The following is a 17,432-nucleotide window of genomic DNA, read 5'->3' on the forward strand; positions in this document are numbered from 1 at the left end:
TAAGTAGTTATATGAAAGGGTGAATGGAAAAAGTGAATGAAGTTAATCACGAAGTATATAAACCTGTAAAGACAAACAGGTTATGGATGATTCTTGTATTAGGGACACTTACGGCAATTGGGCCATTATCTATTGATATGTATTTGCCTTCTTTACCAAAGTTAACGGATGATTTACAAACGGGTGCATCCCTTGCGCAGCTTACATTAACTGCTTGTCTGCTTGGGCTTTCAGTGGGACAGTTATTTGTTGGTTCAATTAGTGACATTTACGGAAGACGCAAACCTCTTATTATCGCTCTTATTATTTATGTTGCTTCTTCTTTACTTTGTGCTGTTGCACCATCTATTTGGAGTTTAGTACTTTTACGTTTCTTACAAGGTGCTTCAGGATCTGCTGGTATCGTTATATCACGTGCAATGGTACGTGATATGTATTCGGGTTCTGAAATGACGAAGTTTTTCTCACTGCTTATGCTAGTAAACGGAGCAGCACCTATTTTGGCACCGATTATTGGAGGGCAATTATTACAGTTCACATCATGGCGCGGCGTTTTTATCGTTCTTGGAGCAATTAGTGTATTCATGCTAATATCATCTACTTTCGTATTACGTGAAACATTACCTCCTGAAGAAAGAGAGACAGGTGGTTTGTCGGGAACGCTGGCGACATACGGAAAGCTTCTGAAAGATCGTTTATTTATGGGTTATGCATTGTCGCAAGGATTAGTAACAGCTGCAATGTTTGCTTATATTTCTGGTTCACCGTTCGTGTTGCAAAATATATACGGGGCATCACCACAACAGTTTAGTTTGTTCTTTGCAATTAACGGTATCGGTATTATTATTGCTAGCCAAGTTACTGGCCGCTTAGCAGGGAAAGTGAATGAGAAGACATTATTTGTTTCCGGTATTGTTATTGCGGCTGTTGGCGGTCTATCGTTACTACTTACAATCGTATTAGGAATAGGTCTAATTGGTGTTTTATGCTCGCTATTTCTCGTTGTATCAAGTGTTGGGGTTGTATCAACAACTGGCTTCTCGTTAGCGATGAGAAATCAAAAACAAGCAGCAGGAACAGCATCAGCTTTACTAGGTTTATTACAGTTCATTTCAGGAGCGCTTGTTGCACCACTAGTAGGTATTGGCGGAAGTAATACAGCACTTCCTATGGGTGTTGTTATAGCTCTTTGTGAAATTGGTGCTGTGTTATGCTATTTATTCATGGCAAAAAGAAGTGAACAGCAGTTTGAACTGCAACAAAAACAAAATTTAGAGGCTTAACAAAAAAGAGCTGATTCAAACATTTCTCTGAATCAGCTCTTTTTTTCATTTCTTTGAAATAACTCATACATATTATTCATGATCGCATCATATAAGAAAGCAAGTTTATCCCATACCCAGCGGTTACTGTCGACCTCTTTCTCCCCGCAGTCAATAATATCAGTATGATCTGTAATTCTATATGCCCTCTCAACGATAATAGGAGCAATCTTCGGTATGCGTGGAATTTCTTTTAAGACATCTGCAAAATTTCCAATGTAGACATGACCGATAATCTCGATTGTTAATGATTTATCCGATATATTTAGCACAGTATGAAATTGATTTGTATGTTGTTGTTTTAAATATTGGGCTAACTTAAATGGAGCATGTTGCTTTTTTAATACGCGGCGAAGGTTTTCTGTGTTTTCAATATGAAGTGATCTTTCACGAATAAGGACACGAATATCTTCTCCCATAAAAGGTATTGTATTGTACATAGGTGATTCTCCTTAAAAACTTAACTACGCTTGCGTTATGCATATGTAAGTCTAGCATGGTTTGTTCTCTATGAGTGCTTACAGTTTTGTAAGGTAGTGAAGTGATGGAGAAGTTACTTGCATAAAGTGACGATAATGTGACAAAAATGTGGGTATATTTATTAAGAGATCATCTTAAGTGCAAAATTTAGGACGTTCTCGGTATAATAAAACAAGTGGAGATAAGAGAAACTGTAATTCGTAGTAGATGTAGATAAAAGGAGAATAAGAGATGAAGAAGGTTTTCGGTATTGCAATGCTTGGGGGTATGCTCCTTCTAGCGGGATGTAATGGAAATAAAGACACGAAAGATACGAAAGAACCGAAAGAAAAGGTAGAGCAATCTACTGAACAGACAGAAGATACGAAAGTGTATCGTGAGGTACATGAAAAGTATGATGCGAAGATGAACAAGGAAATTAATAAAGCGTTACAGTTATTTGAAGTGGCAAAAGAAAAGGGCGGTAAGGAAATAACTAATGCTAAATTTAAGGAAGACGTGCAAAATGTAACAACGGGCATGTTAGAAGATATAGATCATATGCGTAAAGAAATTCATGTACCGAAGTCGAAAGAACAAGAACATGAAATGTATGTTGGTTTCTTAAATGAATCAGAACAAGCGATGAAAAAATTACAGAAGTTAGCTAAAGAAGAAGATTCATCGTTGATTCGTGATATAGAAATTAATTTTTCAACAGCATCGACATACTATAAACGTTTTCAAACGGAAACGAAAAAATAACCTTGCGCATGCGCAAGGTTATTTTTTCTTCTTACCATCTCCGTCTTCATCCTCGCATACTAATACCTTCTGCTCTTCGTGAAATTCTGAAATTGTTTGTCCAGTAATATTATCGAAGGGTGTATAAAAAGAAGTGATACGTTTCTTTTTAATGAAGAGTTTATAGAAACCAATGATAACGAGTATGACAATTGTTAATGGCAATCCTATAGTAGCCAGAAGTAAGGGATCCATCTTATAACTCCTTTAAAGTAATTACCTTTACTATAAGTTAAAGTAGTGATTTTAAGAAATAACGCCATCGAAAACTGATTTTTCTAAATATATCCAATTAGATTGACTTTTCATTTTTTCAGAATTATAATTCAAAATATACAATTTGAACCAAATAATAATATAGCAATTTACTTATCCAGAGAGGTAGAGGGACTGGCCCTATGACACCTCAGCAGCGGGTTCTGTAATAGAACACCGTGCTAATTCCAGCAAGCAAGGCTTGAAAGATAAGTGATGGGCATAGTTTTATTAAGCCTTGATCTTATTTTTTAAGATCAAGGCTTTTTGTGTTTTAAGAAGTGGAAAAGGAGTAATAGGAACAAATATGTCAATAAAACAAAGTAAATTCATTTGTTTAGGGGGTTATTGAAGTGTATGTTATTAAAAAACTATCGGTTATGGTGTTTACGCTATGGGTCATTACGACAGTAACATTTTTAATTATGCATATTATTCCAGGGGATCCATTTTCGTCAGATGCGAAAATCTTTCCTGAAGAAGTGATACAAAACATGAGAGCTAAGTATCACCTTGATGAACCGTTATGGAATCAGTATGTTGCTTATTTGGATGGGGTAGTTCATTTTGATTTTGGTGAATCTGTTCAATCAACAGGTCAAGGTGTATCGGAAATTATAACAACTGGTTTTGGACCGTCGGCAATTATTGGTTTACAAGCACTTGTTATTTCATTGTTAGTCGGAATTGCCGCAGGTACATTTGCCGCGCTATATCATGGGAAAGTGATTGATTATAGTGTGAGCTTGCTTGCGATTCTCGGTATTTCTATTCCTAGTTTTATTTTAGCGCCACTATTTATACAAGTGTTCGCCATCCAATTTGAATTACTACCAGTGGCGTCGTGGGGAACGTTTGAGCATACTGTATTACCTTCTTTCGCATTAGCGCTCGGGCCAATCGCAGTTATTACAAGATTTGTTCGCTCTAATATGATTGAAGTGTTGCAGAGTGATTATATTAAGCTAGCGAGAGCAAAAGGTATACCAATTAAGAAAATCATTATAAGACATGCTCTTCGAAATGCAATTGTTCCAGTACTTACATTTGTTGGCCCATTAATGGCTGGACTTTTAACAGGAACTTTCGTTATTGAAAAAATCTTTTCAATTCCTGGTTTAGGAAAATATTTTGTAGATAGTATTTTTAACCGAGATTATCCGGTAATTATGGGAACAACCATTTTCTATAGTTCGCTATTAATTGTATGTATTTTTATTACAGATATCATTCATCGTATTGTTGATCCGCGTATTCGTTCTATTACGTAAGGAGGGGAATGTTTAAATGGGGGCTTATGAAATTAATGACCAGTTATTAACGAATGAAGAGAAAAAAGAATTAACGATAAATAAAGATCAGCAAACGATTAGCCGAAAAAAGGAAGTGTTTCGCAAGTTTATATCAAACCCTATAGCAGTTTTAGGGGCAGTGACGTTATTACTAATTATTGTTTTCTCGCTTATTGGCGAAAGTTTAACGTCATTTACTGCGAGTGAACAAATAAAAGAAGCAACTAACTTACCGCCTAGTAGTGAGCATTGGTTCGGAACAGACGATTTAGGGAGAGATATTTGGGCGCGTACTTGGGCTGGTGGGAAAATTTCATTAACAGTTGGATTGGTAGCGGCAGCTCTTGATATAGGGCTTGGTGTACTTATCGGAGGTTTTAGTGGATATGTGAGAGGGCGTAATCGTCTTGGAACGTTAATTGATGAGTGGATTATAAGAGGGATTGAAGTGTTATACGGTATCCCATATTTATTAATTGTTATTTTACTATTAATCGTTATGAAACCAGGACTTTTTACAATTATAATCGCCCTTGCGTTAACGGGATGGATTGGCATGGCACGTCTCATTAGAGCACAAGTCTTGTCTTTAAAGCAAAGAGAATTTGTTATCGCAGCAGAGCGATTAGGTACACCTCATATGAAAATTATATATGGGCATTTAATTCCAAACTTAACAGGGATTATTATCGTAAATTTATCATTTACAATTCCAGCAGCTATTTTCTCAGAATCATTTTTAAGTTTTATCGGACTTGGAGTACAATCACCAGCAGCGAGCTGGGGCACGATGACGAACGATGCACTCGGGACATTACTAAGCGGAGAATGGTGGCAACTTTTCTTCCCGGCAATCATGATTGCACTAATCATGTTCGCATTTAATGCGATTGGTGATGGTTTGCAAGATGCGATTGATCCGAAAATCGTAAAACGTAATCGAAAGGAGAAAAAACATGGCACAAATCTTATCTTTAGAAAACGTAACGTTGGCCGTTGAAAAAGAGAATAGTAAGCAAGCAATTGTGAAGCATGTTTCCTTTTCTATTAACGAAGGTGAAATAGTTGCACTTGTTGGAGAAAGTGGTTCAGGAAAAAGTGTTACAGCACAATCAATTATCGGCTTAAATCAAGAATCGATTCATATTGATGATGGAAATATATCTTTCCAATCAAAGGAATTAACGGATTTACAAGAATCAGAATGGAATCAAATTCGTGGGAAAGATATTTCCTTTATCTTTCAAGACCCGCTTTCATCTTTAAATCCGACGATGAAGGTGGGAAGACAAATTACAGAAGTAATTGTGCAGCATGAAAAGAAATCGAAAAAAGAGGCAAAAGAAATTGCAATTAACTTACTAAATGATTTAGGGATACATGAAGCAGAGAAACGCTTTGAACAATATCCGTATCAGTTGAGCGGAGGTATGAGGCAGCGTATTTGTTTAGCAATTGCGTTTGCATGTCATCCGAAGCTCGTTATTGCAGATGAACCTACAACGGCGTTAGATGTAACAATTCAAAAACAAATTATGGGGTTATTAAAAGAGCGAAAAGAAAAACAAAATACTAGTATTTTATTAATTACTCACGATTTGGCACTTGTGCGTGAAATAGCTGACCGAGTAGTTGTTATGTACGGGGGGCGCATTGTTGAAAAAGGAACGATAGGGGAAGTAATTGGCTCTCCTAAGCATCCTTACACGAAAAGCTTATTGCAAGCAATTCCAAATATGGATGATTCAGAAAAGGTACTTAGAGCAATTGAGGGAACAACACCTTCAATTGAAACGTTAAATAGTTTTGGATGCCCGTTTGTGAATCGTTGTCCAGTAGCGATAAAAGAATGTATTCATCGTTTCCCAGAGAGAACAACATATTCTGAGGAGCATAGTTCACATTGCTGGCAGCATATTCTGGAGCATAATAAAGCGAAATCAAAAGAAAAGGTGAATGCTTCATGACGACAGATTTAATAGCTGTAAAACAAGTCACAAAAACATATGGAAGTAAAAATAAAGAAATTGCGGCGCTAAAAGGTATATCACTTTCTATTCCGAAAGGAACAACTCTTGGCATTATCGGAGAAAGTGGTTCAGGAAAAACAACACTTGGTAAGCTCATAGCTGGGATTGAAAAACCAACGTCTGGTGAAATTGATTATAACGGTCAAGTTGTTCACACGCTGAAGTCAGCTAATAAGCGGAATTTCTTACAGAAAGTACAGTTTATTTTTCAAGATTCCACAGCTGCATTAAATCCGCGCTGGAAAGTACGCGATAGCGTAACGGAAGGATATATTTCATTCGGTTTAGGCGATAAAGGATTGAAAGATAAAGTCGCAGGTGATGCACTAGAGCGTGTTGGATTAGATAGACGATATATTGATCGTTATCCCCACGAATTTAGCGGTGGACAACGTCAACGTATTGCCATTGCAAGAGCGCTATTATGTGAGCCAGAAGTATTAATCCTTGATGAACCAATTTCAGCATTAGATGTTTCACTGCAAATCCAAATTGTACATTTGCTGCAAAAGATTCAAAAGGAACAAGGCTATACATATTTATTTATCGCACATGATTTACCGATGGTTCACTATTTATGTGAAAAAGTGGCTGTCTTATACAAAGGAGAACTTGTTGAATTTGGAAATACGGAAGAAGTATTCCGTAATCCACAACATTCTTATACAAAAACATTATTAGCATCAACACCAAAAATTTCAGGTTAAAGGAGAATGTAGGATGAAGAAGTTTTTACTGTTTGTCATTATGACTGTTTTAGCAATAACTTCTGTCGCTTGCGGTAAGAAAGAGACGCAAAAGGCCAGTGCTGGTAAGGGGGAAGGAGATCGATTAGTAACGAATATTAGTAGTGATCCATATACACTTGATTCCGCTATTGCGACAGATAGCACGTCAGGTTATGTAATTGGGCAGTTGTTTTCAAGTTTATATACGCAAGATAGTGACGGGAAATATCAAAATGAATTAGCAGAGAAAGAAGAAGTAAATGCTGATGGAACTGAATATACAATACATTTAAAGAAAGATATTAAATGGTCAGATGGTTCTCCTATTACAGCAAATGATTTTGAGTTCGCATGGAAGCGATTATTAAATCCGAAAACGGGTTCTATGAATGCGACAGAAATGTATTTTATTAAAGGAGCAGAGGCATATAATACTGGAAAAGGTGAAGAAGGCCAAGTTGGTATTCAAGTCGTTGATCCTCAAACATTAAAGGTAACGCTTGAGCACCCAGTTGCTTCTATTAAACAAAAGTTAGCAAGTTCATTATTTATTCCATTATCTAAAAAATCAATTGATGATAACAATAAATTAAAAACAGATCCAAAAGAGTTAATTACGAACGGACCATTCACGTTAAAAGAATGGAAGCATAACCAAGCTATTACAGTACAAAAAAATAAAGAATACTATGATAAAAAGGTAACATTAAAAGAAATTGAGTTTCGTATTATTCCAGACTCTAAAACAGCGTATCAATTGTACAAATCAAAAGAATTAGATTTATTAAGTAGCTTACCACAAGAGATGATTGAGAAAGAAAAAGGGAATAAAGAATATAAGCGTGTTGCGGGATTCTCATCTTATATTTACTCATTTAATGTAGAAAAAGAGCCATTTACAAATGCGAAAGTACGTAAAGCATTTTCATTAGCGGTTGATCGTAAGTTCATCGTTGAAAAACTGTATAAAAATAATGCACAGGAAGCATATGCTTTTGTTCCAGAAGGGGCAAAAACACAAGGTGGTCGTGATTTCCGTAAAGAAAAAGGCGATTACGTAAAATTCGATCCAGCAGAAGCGAAAAAATTATTAGAAGAAGGTATGAAAGAACAAGGATGGTCTACATTACCTGAAGTAACATTAAAATTCACTACAGATACACAGCATAAAAAAGTAGCAGAAGCAATGCAGGAAATGTTTAAGAAAAATCTTGGTGTAGATATTAAATTAGAAAATAAAGAGTGGAAGAGTTACATCGACACATACAAGCAAAGTGATTTCCAATTAGCTTATATGGGATGGGGCGGCTCGCTATTAGATCCAATTACTAAACTAGATTTATATGCAGGTGATGGTCCGAATAACTATGCAAAATGGTATAATAAAGAGTTTGATGCTTTAGTAAAAGAAGCAAAAGTTGAACAAAACGAAGATAAGCGTTTTGACTTATTGCATAAAGCAGAAGATATTATGTTTGATGATACACCATTAATCCCAATTATTTTCCCAAGCTCTTCGTATTTACAAAAATCATCAGTATCTGGCGTCCAATTCATTATCGGTTCTAGTCCAGAACTAAGATATGTAAAAATTAAAAAATAAAATAAAGAAGTAGGCAATCGCCTACTTCTTTATTTTATTTCTCTTTTATATTCTTTTTTCGTTCCATCAGAAAAGACAACTTCTAAATCGAATTTTTGGTAGTCTTTATCAAGTTTGAATACATTTACTACTTGATCAATTACTTCTTGATCTGGTGTGTTTTTATCAAATTTTAATTCTTGTAGAAGGGGACTTAATTTAGTAACAGCCTCGTTGCCTGTGAATTTCGCATCTGTTTTATGGTCTTCAAGTTTTGCTTCCATTTTCTTATCAGCTGCTACATTTTTATAATCAGCTTCGTAGTCTTTCTTCGTATCTTGATAGTCTGCTTTTAAATCGAATTCATTGAAGTTTAGTTTTAAATCAGCGGGAGCTTCATTTTTTGCTTCTTCAGTTGTCTTTTTATTAGAAGTTGTATCTTCTTTTGCAGGAGCTTTACATCCTGTTAATGCAGGTACTAGCATAAGAGCTAATAAAGCTGATAGTAAAATTCTCATTATAAATTCCTCCTTATGTAACTTCTTTCTATACAAGTTTTTCCCAATTTCATGTAATTATGTATGTGTTGAAAATAAATTATTTTCTCATAGCTTTAAGGGTTAATCCGCAATTTAAATCAAAAATGATTTGTATGTATATGGTAAATTGAAGTTGTAAGGAGGTACTGAAATGCATGAAGAATATAAAGAGATGATAAAAAAAGCGATTGAATATATAGAGAATCATTTACATGAAGAGCTTACAACAGAAAGAGTGGCATTTCACGGTGCAGTATCGATGTACCATTTTCATCGTATTTTTCAAAGTTATATCGGGATGAGTGTAACGGATTATGTTCGTAAGAGAAGATTAACTCATGCTGCACAGGCTTTAGTATCGACTGAAAGAGCAGTCATTGATATTGCAGTGCAATATGGCTTTTCCTCACAAGAGGCATTTACTAGAGCTTTTAAAAGAATGTTTCAATTACCACCAAAAAAATATCGAAAGTATTTCCAGTCATTTTATATAGAAAGAGAGGGCGTTTCAATGGAAAAAGGTATACCGAAAGGATGGGTATTAAGTGGAAGTCATCCTGCTGAATATGAGATGGGTTTAGATTACGAAGTTGTTCATCAAGGAAAAGTATCTGCATATATAAAAGGAAAAGAGAACGTTACACACGGAGGGTTTTCAACAGTAATGCAAATGTTCCGAGCGGATAAATATGTAGGTAAGAGATTACGTTTAACAGCATTTATTAAGAGTGAGAGTGTAAGAGACTGGGCGGGATTATGGATGCGAGTAGATGGAAAAGATACAGAGCCACTTGCTATGGATAACATGCAAAATCGCCCAATCAAAAATACGAATAACTGGCAATCGTACTCGGTTGTATTAGATATAAAAGAAGAAGCACTTGGTATTGCATTTGGTGTTTTATTATCAGGAGAAGGTTGTGTGTGGCTAGATAGTATTCGATTTGATGAAGTGGATGAAAAAATTCCTTCAACAGATTTGGCAGAAAACTTTTATGAAACACTCCTAGAAGAGCCGGTGAATCTGCAATTTGAAGAAATAGAAAATTAAAAAGTAAGGAGAAAAGATATGCTCGAATATGTAAAACTAATAAGTATTAGTTTAGTGGTATCGTCTTGTATTATGGGAATTAACTATTTAATTAGCTATCTTTGGTCAGGGCATATACCTTCTTTGACGTGGAGAACATATTTGATGTTTATGGTTATATTTATGATGAGTTTTGGTTCAATACAAAAAGAGAGCTATGAAGAGAGTTGATAATCGTCCTTTTAGTCTTCTTAGTCTTCTTAGTATTAATACATATGTATTAATCACTGCATTGGAAAAACAGGTTTGCCGTTCGGGATTATTTCCCGCAACATACGCAGCGAATGGTTATTACACAATAATATTTGGTGGAGTTAATTTAGAGAAAAATATTATTTCGTTATTATTTATTATACTAGTTACATAATTGGTAGCGGGAATCGCTATAGGTATAAAAGGAATAGTAAAGGGAAGAGGTTTTGTAGCTAAAGACGTATAAAGTAAAAAAGGTATCCTTCATGTGGATACCTTTTTTACTAGCGTTTGTTATTTTGCAACTTCTGTCCACTTGTAGTTAAATTCACCGCCGAAGTCAGTTGTTACAAGTCCTTTAATAAATCCGCGTTGTAAGTAAGAACGACCTTGTTGGTATAAAGGAGCGACAGCACCATCTTGTAATAAGATTTTTTCAGCTTGCTTCATTGCTTCAAAGCGTGCTTTTTCATCACCAGCTAAATCAGTTTTTACTTTACGAATAAGCTCGTCGTACTCTTTGTTAGAGTATTTATCAAAGTTATAAGCACTATCTGTTGTGAATAGATCTAAGAATGTAATAGGATCCGCGAAGTCAGGGCCCCAGCCATCGATTCCGATTTCGTAATCACCACTTAATAGTAGTTTTAACTGTTGTTTACGTGGTTGAGGCTTTAAGTTCACTGTTAATCCATCTAGATTCTTTTCTAGTTCACCTTTTAAATATTCGCCAGTCTTTTTAGCTAAAGCATTATCACTTGTTAATAGTTCAATTGTTACTTTGTCAGTACCAAGTTCTTGTTTCGCTTTTTTCCAGTTTTCTTTTGCTGTTTTCACATCATCTTTTACTAGATTTCCATTCTCTTTACGGAAGTCATTACCGTCTGGACTTTTTGCGAATTTCGCAGGAACCATTCCTTCTGCTGGGATTGCACCGTTATTTAAAATTGTTTCTACGTAAGCCTTTTTATTCATTGCTTCGTTAATAGCAAGACGTGCATGTTGATTCTTTAATACTGTATTTTTTTGATTCAGTCGTAAGAATTGAATACCTACTTCAGCGCGTTCTTTGAAGTTTGCATCGTTTTTATATTTATCAACAAACTCCGCAGTTAAAGCAACACGATCAATTTGTCCTGAATCATATAAGTTAACTTCTGTAGATTTATCTTTAACGACATTGAAGTTGATTTCTTCTAGTTTTACAGTTTTAGCATCCCAATAGTTAGGATTCTTTTTCAATTGGAAGCTTTGTTCGTGTTTCCAGTTATCTAACGTGAAAGCACCGTTGTAAATTAAATGATTCGTTTCTAAACCGTATTTATCACCTTGAGATTTTAAATATTCTTCATTAATTGGTAAGAATGTTGAAAATGTTGTTAAGCTTAAGAAGTAGGGAACAGGGCGCTCCAGTTGTACTTCTACAGTTTTATCATCAAGAGCTTTAACACCTAATTGATCGATCGCTGCTTCTTTTTGGTTTATTTGTTTCGCATTTTTTATATCAAAGAATAAGAATGCATATTCAGCAGCTGTTTCAGGATTTACGGCACGTTGCCAAGCGAAGACAAAGTCTTTTGCTGTAACAGGAGTACCGTTTGACCATTTTGAATCACGAAGATGGAAAGTATACTTTGTTTTATCTGGACTAATGTCAACCGACTCAGCAACACCAGGAATCGGTGTATTATCTTCTCCCATTGCATATAAACCTTCAAAAACATTTCTCATTACGTTCATGGATTCCCCGTCCGTTGCTTTTGCAACATCCATTGTTGGGATTTCTGAAGCGAATGATAAGTTAATCGCTTGTTTATTAGGTGCTTTATCGTTTGCTTTCGCTCCGCTTGCATTATCTTTATTTCCTCCGCAAGCTGTTAGTAGTAGACTTACCCCTAAAACAGATGCAACAACAGGTACAACTTTTTTCTTCATTGTTCTTTCCTCCCTAAATGTGTTGTTCGTAACGTCATAATGTCCATGTCTTGAAGTAGCTATAGAAGGAGATAAAACCTATCATGAATATTTGTTTATAGGTAATCAGGTGTTCTATATGTATATACATGTTGAACTATAATCTATCGTTATATGTTTCAACATAGTAGACATTACATTTTTATGATAAAATATTTCGTTTCTTTGATTATTTAGAATATTAACATTGGAAAGAACTATATGTCAATAATAAAAATAGAATGTTAATTTCTTGAAATAATATATTGAAAAAGTAGATTCCCGTGTATTAAGGAACCTACTTTTAATGTATTTTATGAAAAAATAATTAGTATGGTGGAATAACGTTGATCAAAGTTACAATTTAATTTTCGATTTTTGCCCACTTGAAGTTTAACTGGCCTGCAAAGTCAACTTGCACAATTCCTTTTACATAAGAACGCTCTAGATAAGATTCTCCCTTTTGGTAAAGAGGAGCGATAACAGAGTCCTTAAATAATATTTTTTCTGATGCTAGTAACGCTTCCCAGCGAGCTTTTTCATCACCAGCCAAGGTAGTTTTAACTTTTTCAATTGTGTCATCAAACTCTTTATTAGAGTAATGGTCTAAGTTGTAAGGGTTATTCGTTGTAAACAATTCAAGGAATGTAATTGGATCAGCAAAGTCAGGACTCCAACCGTCAATTCCGATTTCGTAATCACCTTTTAATAAGAGTGAAACTTGTTGTTTACGTGGTTGCGGTTTTATATTTACTGTTAAGCCATCTAAATTCTTTTCTAGTTGTCCTTTTAGGAACTCACCAGTTTTCTTTTCAAGGTCACCATCACTAGTTAGTAATTCTAATGTGATTTTTTCAGATCCAAGTTCTTGTTTTGCCTTTTTCCATAATTCTTGTGCAGATTTTGTATCGATTTTTGTTAAATCGCCGTTTGCAGTACGGAAGTCTGTTCCGTCAGGTCCTTTTGCAAAGTTTTTTGGAACGAGACTATTAGCTGGTGTAGAGCCATCGTTTAATAACGTATTTACAAAAGATTTTCGGTCAATTGTCTGAGCAATCGCTTGGCGTGCAGAGACATTTTGAAGTACTTTGTTTTGTTGATTCATACGTAAAAATTGTACGCCTACATTTGGACGTTCTTTAAAGTCCTCATCTTTTTTATACTTATCAACGAAATCAGATGTTAATTTTATACGGTCTAATTGTTTTGATTCAAATAAATTTACTTCCGTTGATTTCTCTTTTACAACGTTGAAATTGATTTCTTCGAGTTTGACATTATCTTTATCCCAATAGGTAGGGTTTTTCTTAAATTTAAAGCTTTGTTCATGCTTCCAATCGTTTAGTGTAAAAGCTCCGTTGTATAAGATTTTATTATCTTCTAAAGCGTACTTATCACCTTGTGCTTTAAAGAATTCCTCGTTGATTGGTAGAAATGTTGGGAACGCCGTTAAGCTAATAAAATAGGGAACAGGACGCTCTAATTCTACTTCAAACGTATGGTCATCAACTGCTTTTACACCAAGTTGATCGGCTGGAAGCTCTTTACTATTAATTTTTTTAGCGTTTTTAATATCAAAGAATAAAAAAGCATATTCAGAGGCTGTTGCTGGATCAACAGCTCTTTGCCAAGCGAAGACAAAATCTTTCGCTGTTACAGGTGTGCCGTTCGACCATTTTGAATCTCGTAAATGGAATGTGTATTTCGTTTTATCGCCACTCACTTCATGAGCTTTTGCAACACCTGGGACAGGTTTGTTACCTTCACCAAGATTATACAAACCTTCAAATACGTTTCTCATTACTTGACCAGAATCAGTATCTGTAGCACGAGCCGTATCCATTGTTCGAATCTCAGTAGGTGAAGATAAGTTTAAAACTTGTTTACTAGGTGCCTCATCTTTTGCATTTGCTCCGCTCGCTTCGTTTTTATAACTACCGCAACCAGATAATAAAATACTTACTCCTACAACTGATGCAATACCGGGTACAAACTTCTTTTTCATTTGATTTTCCTCCTAAATAGTTAATAAGATTGGATGATGATGAGGGAAATGAAAAACAAAAAATCCCTCTTTTCGTATTGAGAAAGAGGGATTTCTACGTACAAGTTATGCACCCGTATATAAACGAAGTCCCTCATTCTATCTTTCAAGCACAAAGCTTGCAGGAAGTGGCACAGTATTCAAAATGAACCTGCTGCCGAGGTTTCAAAGGGCCAGTCCCTCCACCTCTCTTGATACAATGAGTAAACAAATAAATTTTATTAATTTTTGTGTTTCTTTGATAATTCAAAATATTACACCTTAGATAATGAAGTGTCAATCGAATGAAATATAGTTTAAATTTTCAGTTTTATTAAAAATAAAAAAACCACTGCATATGGCAGTGGTTTCCTTACTAGAAGTTAAAGTTATCTGGATCTGGACCAACGCGATGATTTTCATTTAAAGCTTGAATTGCTTTCATATCATCCGAGCTTAATTCAAAATCGAAGATGTTTGCATTTTCAATAATGCGGTGTTCTTTAATAGACTTAGGGATTGTTACAACTTCATTTTGTAGATCCCAACGTAAAATAACTTGTGCAGTCGATTTATTATATTTTGTAGCGATTTCTTGTAATGTTGGGTGATCAAGTAGCTGCCCCTGCATTAATGGTGACCAAGCTTCAAGTTGAATGCTATGTTCTTTACAGAAAGCATGTAGTTCTTCTTGTGCCAAACGTGGGTGGTATTCCACTTGGTTAACCATTGGTTTAATTTCTGCAATTTCAAATACGTCTTGCAGATGATGAATATGGAAATTACTCACACCGATAGCACGAACACGACCATCTTTATAAAGCTGCTCTAAAGCTTTCCATGATTCAGTGTATTTTCCTTTTACAGGCCAATGTACTAAATATAGATCTAAATATTCTAGACCTAATTTTTCTAATGTAGTTTCAAATGCTTGTAATGTTGACTCGTAACCTTGATCACTATTCCACACTTTTGAAGTGATGAATAAATTTTCACGAGGAATACCAGATTCTTGAATTGCCTGTCCAACGCCTTCTTCGTTTTTATATATGGCAGCAGTATCGATACTACGGTATCCATTTTTAATAGCTGCTTTTACAGAATCGATTACTTCTGATCCGTCTTCTACTTTAAAAACACCTAAGCCGAACCAAGGCATTTTCACGCCGTTATGTAATGTTGTGTAGTCGTTTAAACTTGTTAAAGTCATATTAATTCCCCCTAGCTTTTTTATTGGTCGCTTCAACTGCTTGTTGAATGACTTCTGAAAAATTATTTTCATATAGAACTTTTAAGCCTTCAGCCGTTGAACCTCCTGGTGTTGTTACTTGTTCGCGGAGCATAGCTGGATCCTGATTTTGCTGGAGCATAGCGGCAGAGCCAGCAATCATTTGAATGACAAGGTGTTTTGCTGTTTCCTCATCAATACCATAGCTTTTCGTTGCTTCAATTAAACCTTCAGCAAAGTGATAGAGAAAAGCAGGTGCACTACCAGTAACTGCGGTAAGTTGGTGAACTTCCTCTTCGGTACAAAACTGTGAGGTACCAATACCTTTTAAAAGAAGTTGTAACGTTTCATGATGTCTTTCATCTACGGAATTTCCCGTCGTGTATAAGGAGATAGACTTTCCAATGCCAGCAGCTGTATTAGGCATAATCCAGGCAACAGGTGTGTTTTCTGGGAGTCTAGCTTCTAAATAAGATGGGCCAATGCCAGCAGCTACTGTTACAACAAGTTGATTTGATATTAACGGAGATAACTCTGCTAATAGCTCTTCATGTGCAGAAGGCGGCATTGCTAAAACAATCGTATCTACAGATTTAATATGCTGCTTCCAATCCGTTGTAATCGAGAGATCATATTGAGTTTGTAATTGTGTTAGTTTTTCTCTGTTACTTCGGTTGGAAACAATAATTTCTTCGATGTATTCTTTACTTGTTGTAAGTAGTCCAGCAAATATAGCTTCTGCCATACGACCGGCACCAATAAATAAAATTCGATGTTTATTAGGCATATCCTTTATTCCTTTCTGATGAGAATATGTTATAAAAAACGATACCATTTTTAAGAGAATTTTGTAAAAAGAAACGGCTTATAGTAGAGGGAATACAATTGGAGAGAGGGCAGGTTATATAAAAAGGGCTATGAAGATTATTATATTTGAAAAATAGTTATAATCAAAAATCCCTGAAGCATTTATGCTTCAGGGATTGATAAATTATAAGCTTATGCTTTCGTCATACCAAGCAATACAGCGCCGCCGATAATTAAAACACTACCTAGTGCAATAAAGATCAATTGACGTTTTGTTTTCTTTTCACCTAAGAAGACAATCGCACCGAATGTTGAGATAACGATTCCAGTTTGAGATAATGGGAAGCTTGTTGCTACTCCAACACGTGGTAATGAAAGGAGTAAGAATAAGTTTCCTGTTCCCCATAGTAAACCAGATAAAGCATTACGCATTGCATATTTGTTAAATGGTTTATGTTTAGATGTCAGTACAACCGCACCAACAAACATACCAACTGCCTGTGGTAAAATAGCAGACCAACCATCAATGTTATACCAACGAATAATAATTACATATACAAGATAACCGAAAGTAGAAACAATTAAAGTAAGAAGTCCCTTTTTCAATTGTCCTGGTGGCTGTGCATTTTCTTTATCATCTAGTGATGTGAATACAACACCAACTACGATTAATAGGATTGCAATCGTTCCCAGAACAATCGTTGTAGTAGTAGTCCACTCACGAAAAGCGATAACTCCAAAGATAGAAGTTGCAACAAGTTGCATACCAGTAGAAATAGTTACAGTAGTTGAAACACCTAGTTTTTCAACTGTTTTTAATTGGTTTACTTGTCCTAAAGCCCAGAATAAACCTGAAATAAAGCCAACAATCAAGACTGTCATTGTTAAAGTTGGTTGAGTAAATACATACATAATTGTTGCGAAGAATAGAGCACCGATTGTCATACCTACCGTTTGGCTATATGCACCACCGCCCATTTTTACGCTTACTAATAAGATGTTTCCCCATGCGATTGCAGGAAGAAGCGCTAATAAAATGTCCATTACAAGACTCCCTTCGGTTTTCTATACCAATATAATTACATATCGTTCTAACGATCGGTAATGCCCCACTAATAGAGTAGAAGA

Annotated in this window: 17 protein-coding genes, 1 pseudogene and 2 riboswitches; of the genes and pseudogenes, 10 read left to right on the forward strand and 8 right to left on the reverse strand. The window is 35.4% G+C overall.

The window, feature by feature from the left end:
• The first annotated feature begins 23 nt into the window (after positions 1–23).
• Entirely contained in the window at positions 24–1,283 is a 1,260-nt protein-coding gene (locus tag JTF23_RS22245) for a multidrug effflux MFS transporter (RefSeq protein ID WP_002159578.1), read from the forward strand.
• A gap of 32 nt (positions 1,284–1,315) precedes the next feature.
• On the opposite strand, the gene JTF23_RS22250 is transcribed toward JTF23_RS22245, so the two are convergent.
• Complete coding sequence (locus tag JTF23_RS22250; RefSeq protein WP_002113359.1) at positions 1,316–1,762, reverse strand: hypothetical protein; 447 nt, start codon at positions 1,760–1,762, stop codon at positions 1,316–1,318.
• A 271-nt stretch (positions 1,763–2,033) separates the two neighbouring features.
• Here JTF23_RS22250 and JTF23_RS22255 point away from each other — a divergent pair, with 271 nt between their 5' ends.
• Complete coding sequence (locus JTF23_RS22255) at positions 2,034–2,546, forward strand: hypothetical protein (RefSeq protein WP_002113360.1); 513 nt, start codon at positions 2,034–2,036, stop codon at positions 2,544–2,546.
• An 18-nt stretch (positions 2,547–2,564) separates the two neighbouring features.
• Here JTF23_RS22255 and JTF23_RS22260 read toward each other — a convergent pair whose 3' ends face one another.
• Entirely contained in the window at positions 2,565–2,780 is a 216-nt protein-coding gene (locus JTF23_RS22260) for a DUF3951 domain-containing protein (protein ID WP_000371385.1), read from the reverse strand.
• Positions 2,781–2,951: 171 nt separating this feature from the next.
• Positions 2,952–3,056, forward strand: a riboswitch (SAM riboswitch).
• Positions 3,057–3,193: 137 nt separating this feature from the next.
• Here JTF23_RS22260 and JTF23_RS22265 point away from each other — a divergent pair.
• From JTF23_RS22265 to JTF23_RS22285, 5 genes are read left to right on the forward strand one after another with little or no spacing between them, the layout of a single operon-like run.
• Positions 3,194–4,111, forward strand: coding sequence for an ABC transporter permease (locus tag JTF23_RS22265; protein ID WP_000289323.1), 918 nt, complete (start codon positions 3,194–3,196; stop codon positions 4,109–4,111).
• 16 nt (positions 4,112–4,127) lie between these two features.
• The gene (locus tag JTF23_RS22270; RefSeq protein WP_088077259.1) at positions 4,128–5,132 is read left to right on the forward strand and encodes an ABC transporter permease; all 1,005 of its coding nucleotides are present in this window, start codon (positions 4,128–4,130) and stop codon (positions 5,130–5,132) included.
• Positions 5,089–6,099 carry an ABC transporter ATP-binding protein gene (locus tag JTF23_RS22275; protein WP_002113364.1) on the forward strand — a complete coding sequence of 337 codons (1,011 nt, stop codon included), beginning with the start codon at positions 5,089–5,091 and terminating at the stop codon, positions 6,097–6,099. Before JTF23_RS22270 ends, JTF23_RS22275 begins: the two co-directional genes overlap by 44 nt.
• Positions 6,096–6,869, forward strand: coding sequence for an ABC transporter ATP-binding protein (locus tag JTF23_RS22280; protein WP_070127835.1), 774 nt, complete (start codon positions 6,096–6,098; stop codon positions 6,867–6,869). The genes JTF23_RS22275 and JTF23_RS22280 overlap by 4 nt, the downstream gene beginning before the upstream one ends.
• A 13-nt stretch (positions 6,870–6,882) precedes the next feature.
• The gene (locus JTF23_RS22285) at positions 6,883–8,493 is read left to right on the forward strand and encodes a peptide ABC transporter substrate-binding protein (RefSeq protein WP_204209746.1); all 1,611 of its coding nucleotides are present in this window, start codon (positions 6,883–6,885) and stop codon (positions 8,491–8,493) included.
• A 29-nt stretch (positions 8,494–8,522) separates the two neighbouring features.
• Here the strand turns inward: JTF23_RS22285 and JTF23_RS22290 are convergent, their stop codons facing one another.
• Positions 8,523–8,990, reverse strand: a complete 468-nt coding sequence (locus JTF23_RS22290) for a YusW family protein (protein ID WP_204209747.1) — start codon at positions 8,988–8,990, stop codon at positions 8,523–8,525.
• 172 nt (positions 8,991–9,162) lie between these two features.
• Between JTF23_RS22290 and JTF23_RS22295 the strand changes: the two genes are divergently transcribed.
• The 3 genes and pseudogenes from JTF23_RS22295 (at position 9,163) to JTF23_RS22305 (ending at position 10,540) form a co-directional block, all read left to right on the forward strand.
• The gene (locus JTF23_RS22295; protein WP_204209748.1) at positions 9,163–10,062 is read left to right on the forward strand and encodes a helix-turn-helix transcriptional regulator; all 900 of its coding nucleotides are present in this window, start codon (positions 9,163–9,165) and stop codon (positions 10,060–10,062) included.
• Positions 10,063–10,080: 18 nt separating this feature from the next.
• Positions 10,081–10,272, forward strand: a complete 192-nt coding sequence (locus tag JTF23_RS22300; RefSeq protein ID WP_002159572.1) for a hypothetical protein — start codon at positions 10,081–10,083, stop codon at positions 10,270–10,272.
• A pseudogene (locus tag JTF23_RS22305) lies at positions 10,259–10,540 on the forward strand (hypothetical protein). Before JTF23_RS22300 ends, JTF23_RS22305 begins: the two are co-directional and overlap by 14 nt.
• 47 nt (positions 10,541–10,587) lie before the next feature.
• Here JTF23_RS22305 and JTF23_RS22310 read toward each other — a convergent pair.
• The 5 genes from JTF23_RS22310 to JTF23_RS22330 form a co-directional block, all read right to left on the reverse strand.
• A complete protein-coding gene (locus JTF23_RS22310; protein WP_204209749.1) occupies positions 10,588–12,228 on the reverse strand; it encodes a peptide ABC transporter substrate-binding protein in 1,641 nt (546 codons plus the stop codon).
• Positions 12,229–12,610: 382 nt separating this feature from the next.
• Positions 12,611–14,251, reverse strand: a complete 1,641-nt coding sequence (locus tag JTF23_RS22315; protein ID WP_204209750.1) for a peptide ABC transporter substrate-binding protein — start codon at positions 14,249–14,251, stop codon at positions 12,611–12,613.
• A 135-nt stretch (positions 14,252–14,386) separates the two neighbouring features.
• Positions 14,387–14,491: riboswitch (SAM riboswitch) on the reverse strand.
• Positions 14,492–14,645: 154 nt separating this feature from the next.
• Positions 14,646–15,479 carry an aldo/keto reductase gene (locus JTF23_RS22320; protein WP_002113375.1) on the reverse strand — a complete coding sequence of 278 codons (834 nt, stop codon included), beginning with the start codon at positions 15,477–15,479 and terminating at the stop codon, positions 14,646–14,648.
• 1 nt (position 15,480) lies between these two features.
• Entirely contained in the window at positions 15,481–16,284 is an 804-nt protein-coding gene (gene proC / locus JTF23_RS22325) for a pyrroline-5-carboxylate reductase (RefSeq protein WP_002113376.1), read from the reverse strand.
• Between the two features lie 212 nt (positions 16,285–16,496).
• Positions 16,497–17,348 carry a GRP family sugar transporter gene (locus tag JTF23_RS22330; RefSeq protein ID WP_002113377.1) on the reverse strand — a complete coding sequence of 284 codons (852 nt, stop codon included), beginning with the start codon at positions 17,346–17,348 and terminating at the stop codon, positions 16,497–16,499.
• Positions 17,349–17,432: the final 84 nt, after the last annotated feature.

This window comes from Bacillus sp. RIT 809 (assembly GCF_016892495.1).
Taxonomy (GTDB): domain Bacteria; phylum Bacillota; class Bacilli; order Bacillales; family Bacillaceae_G; genus Bacillus_A; species Bacillus_A cereus_U.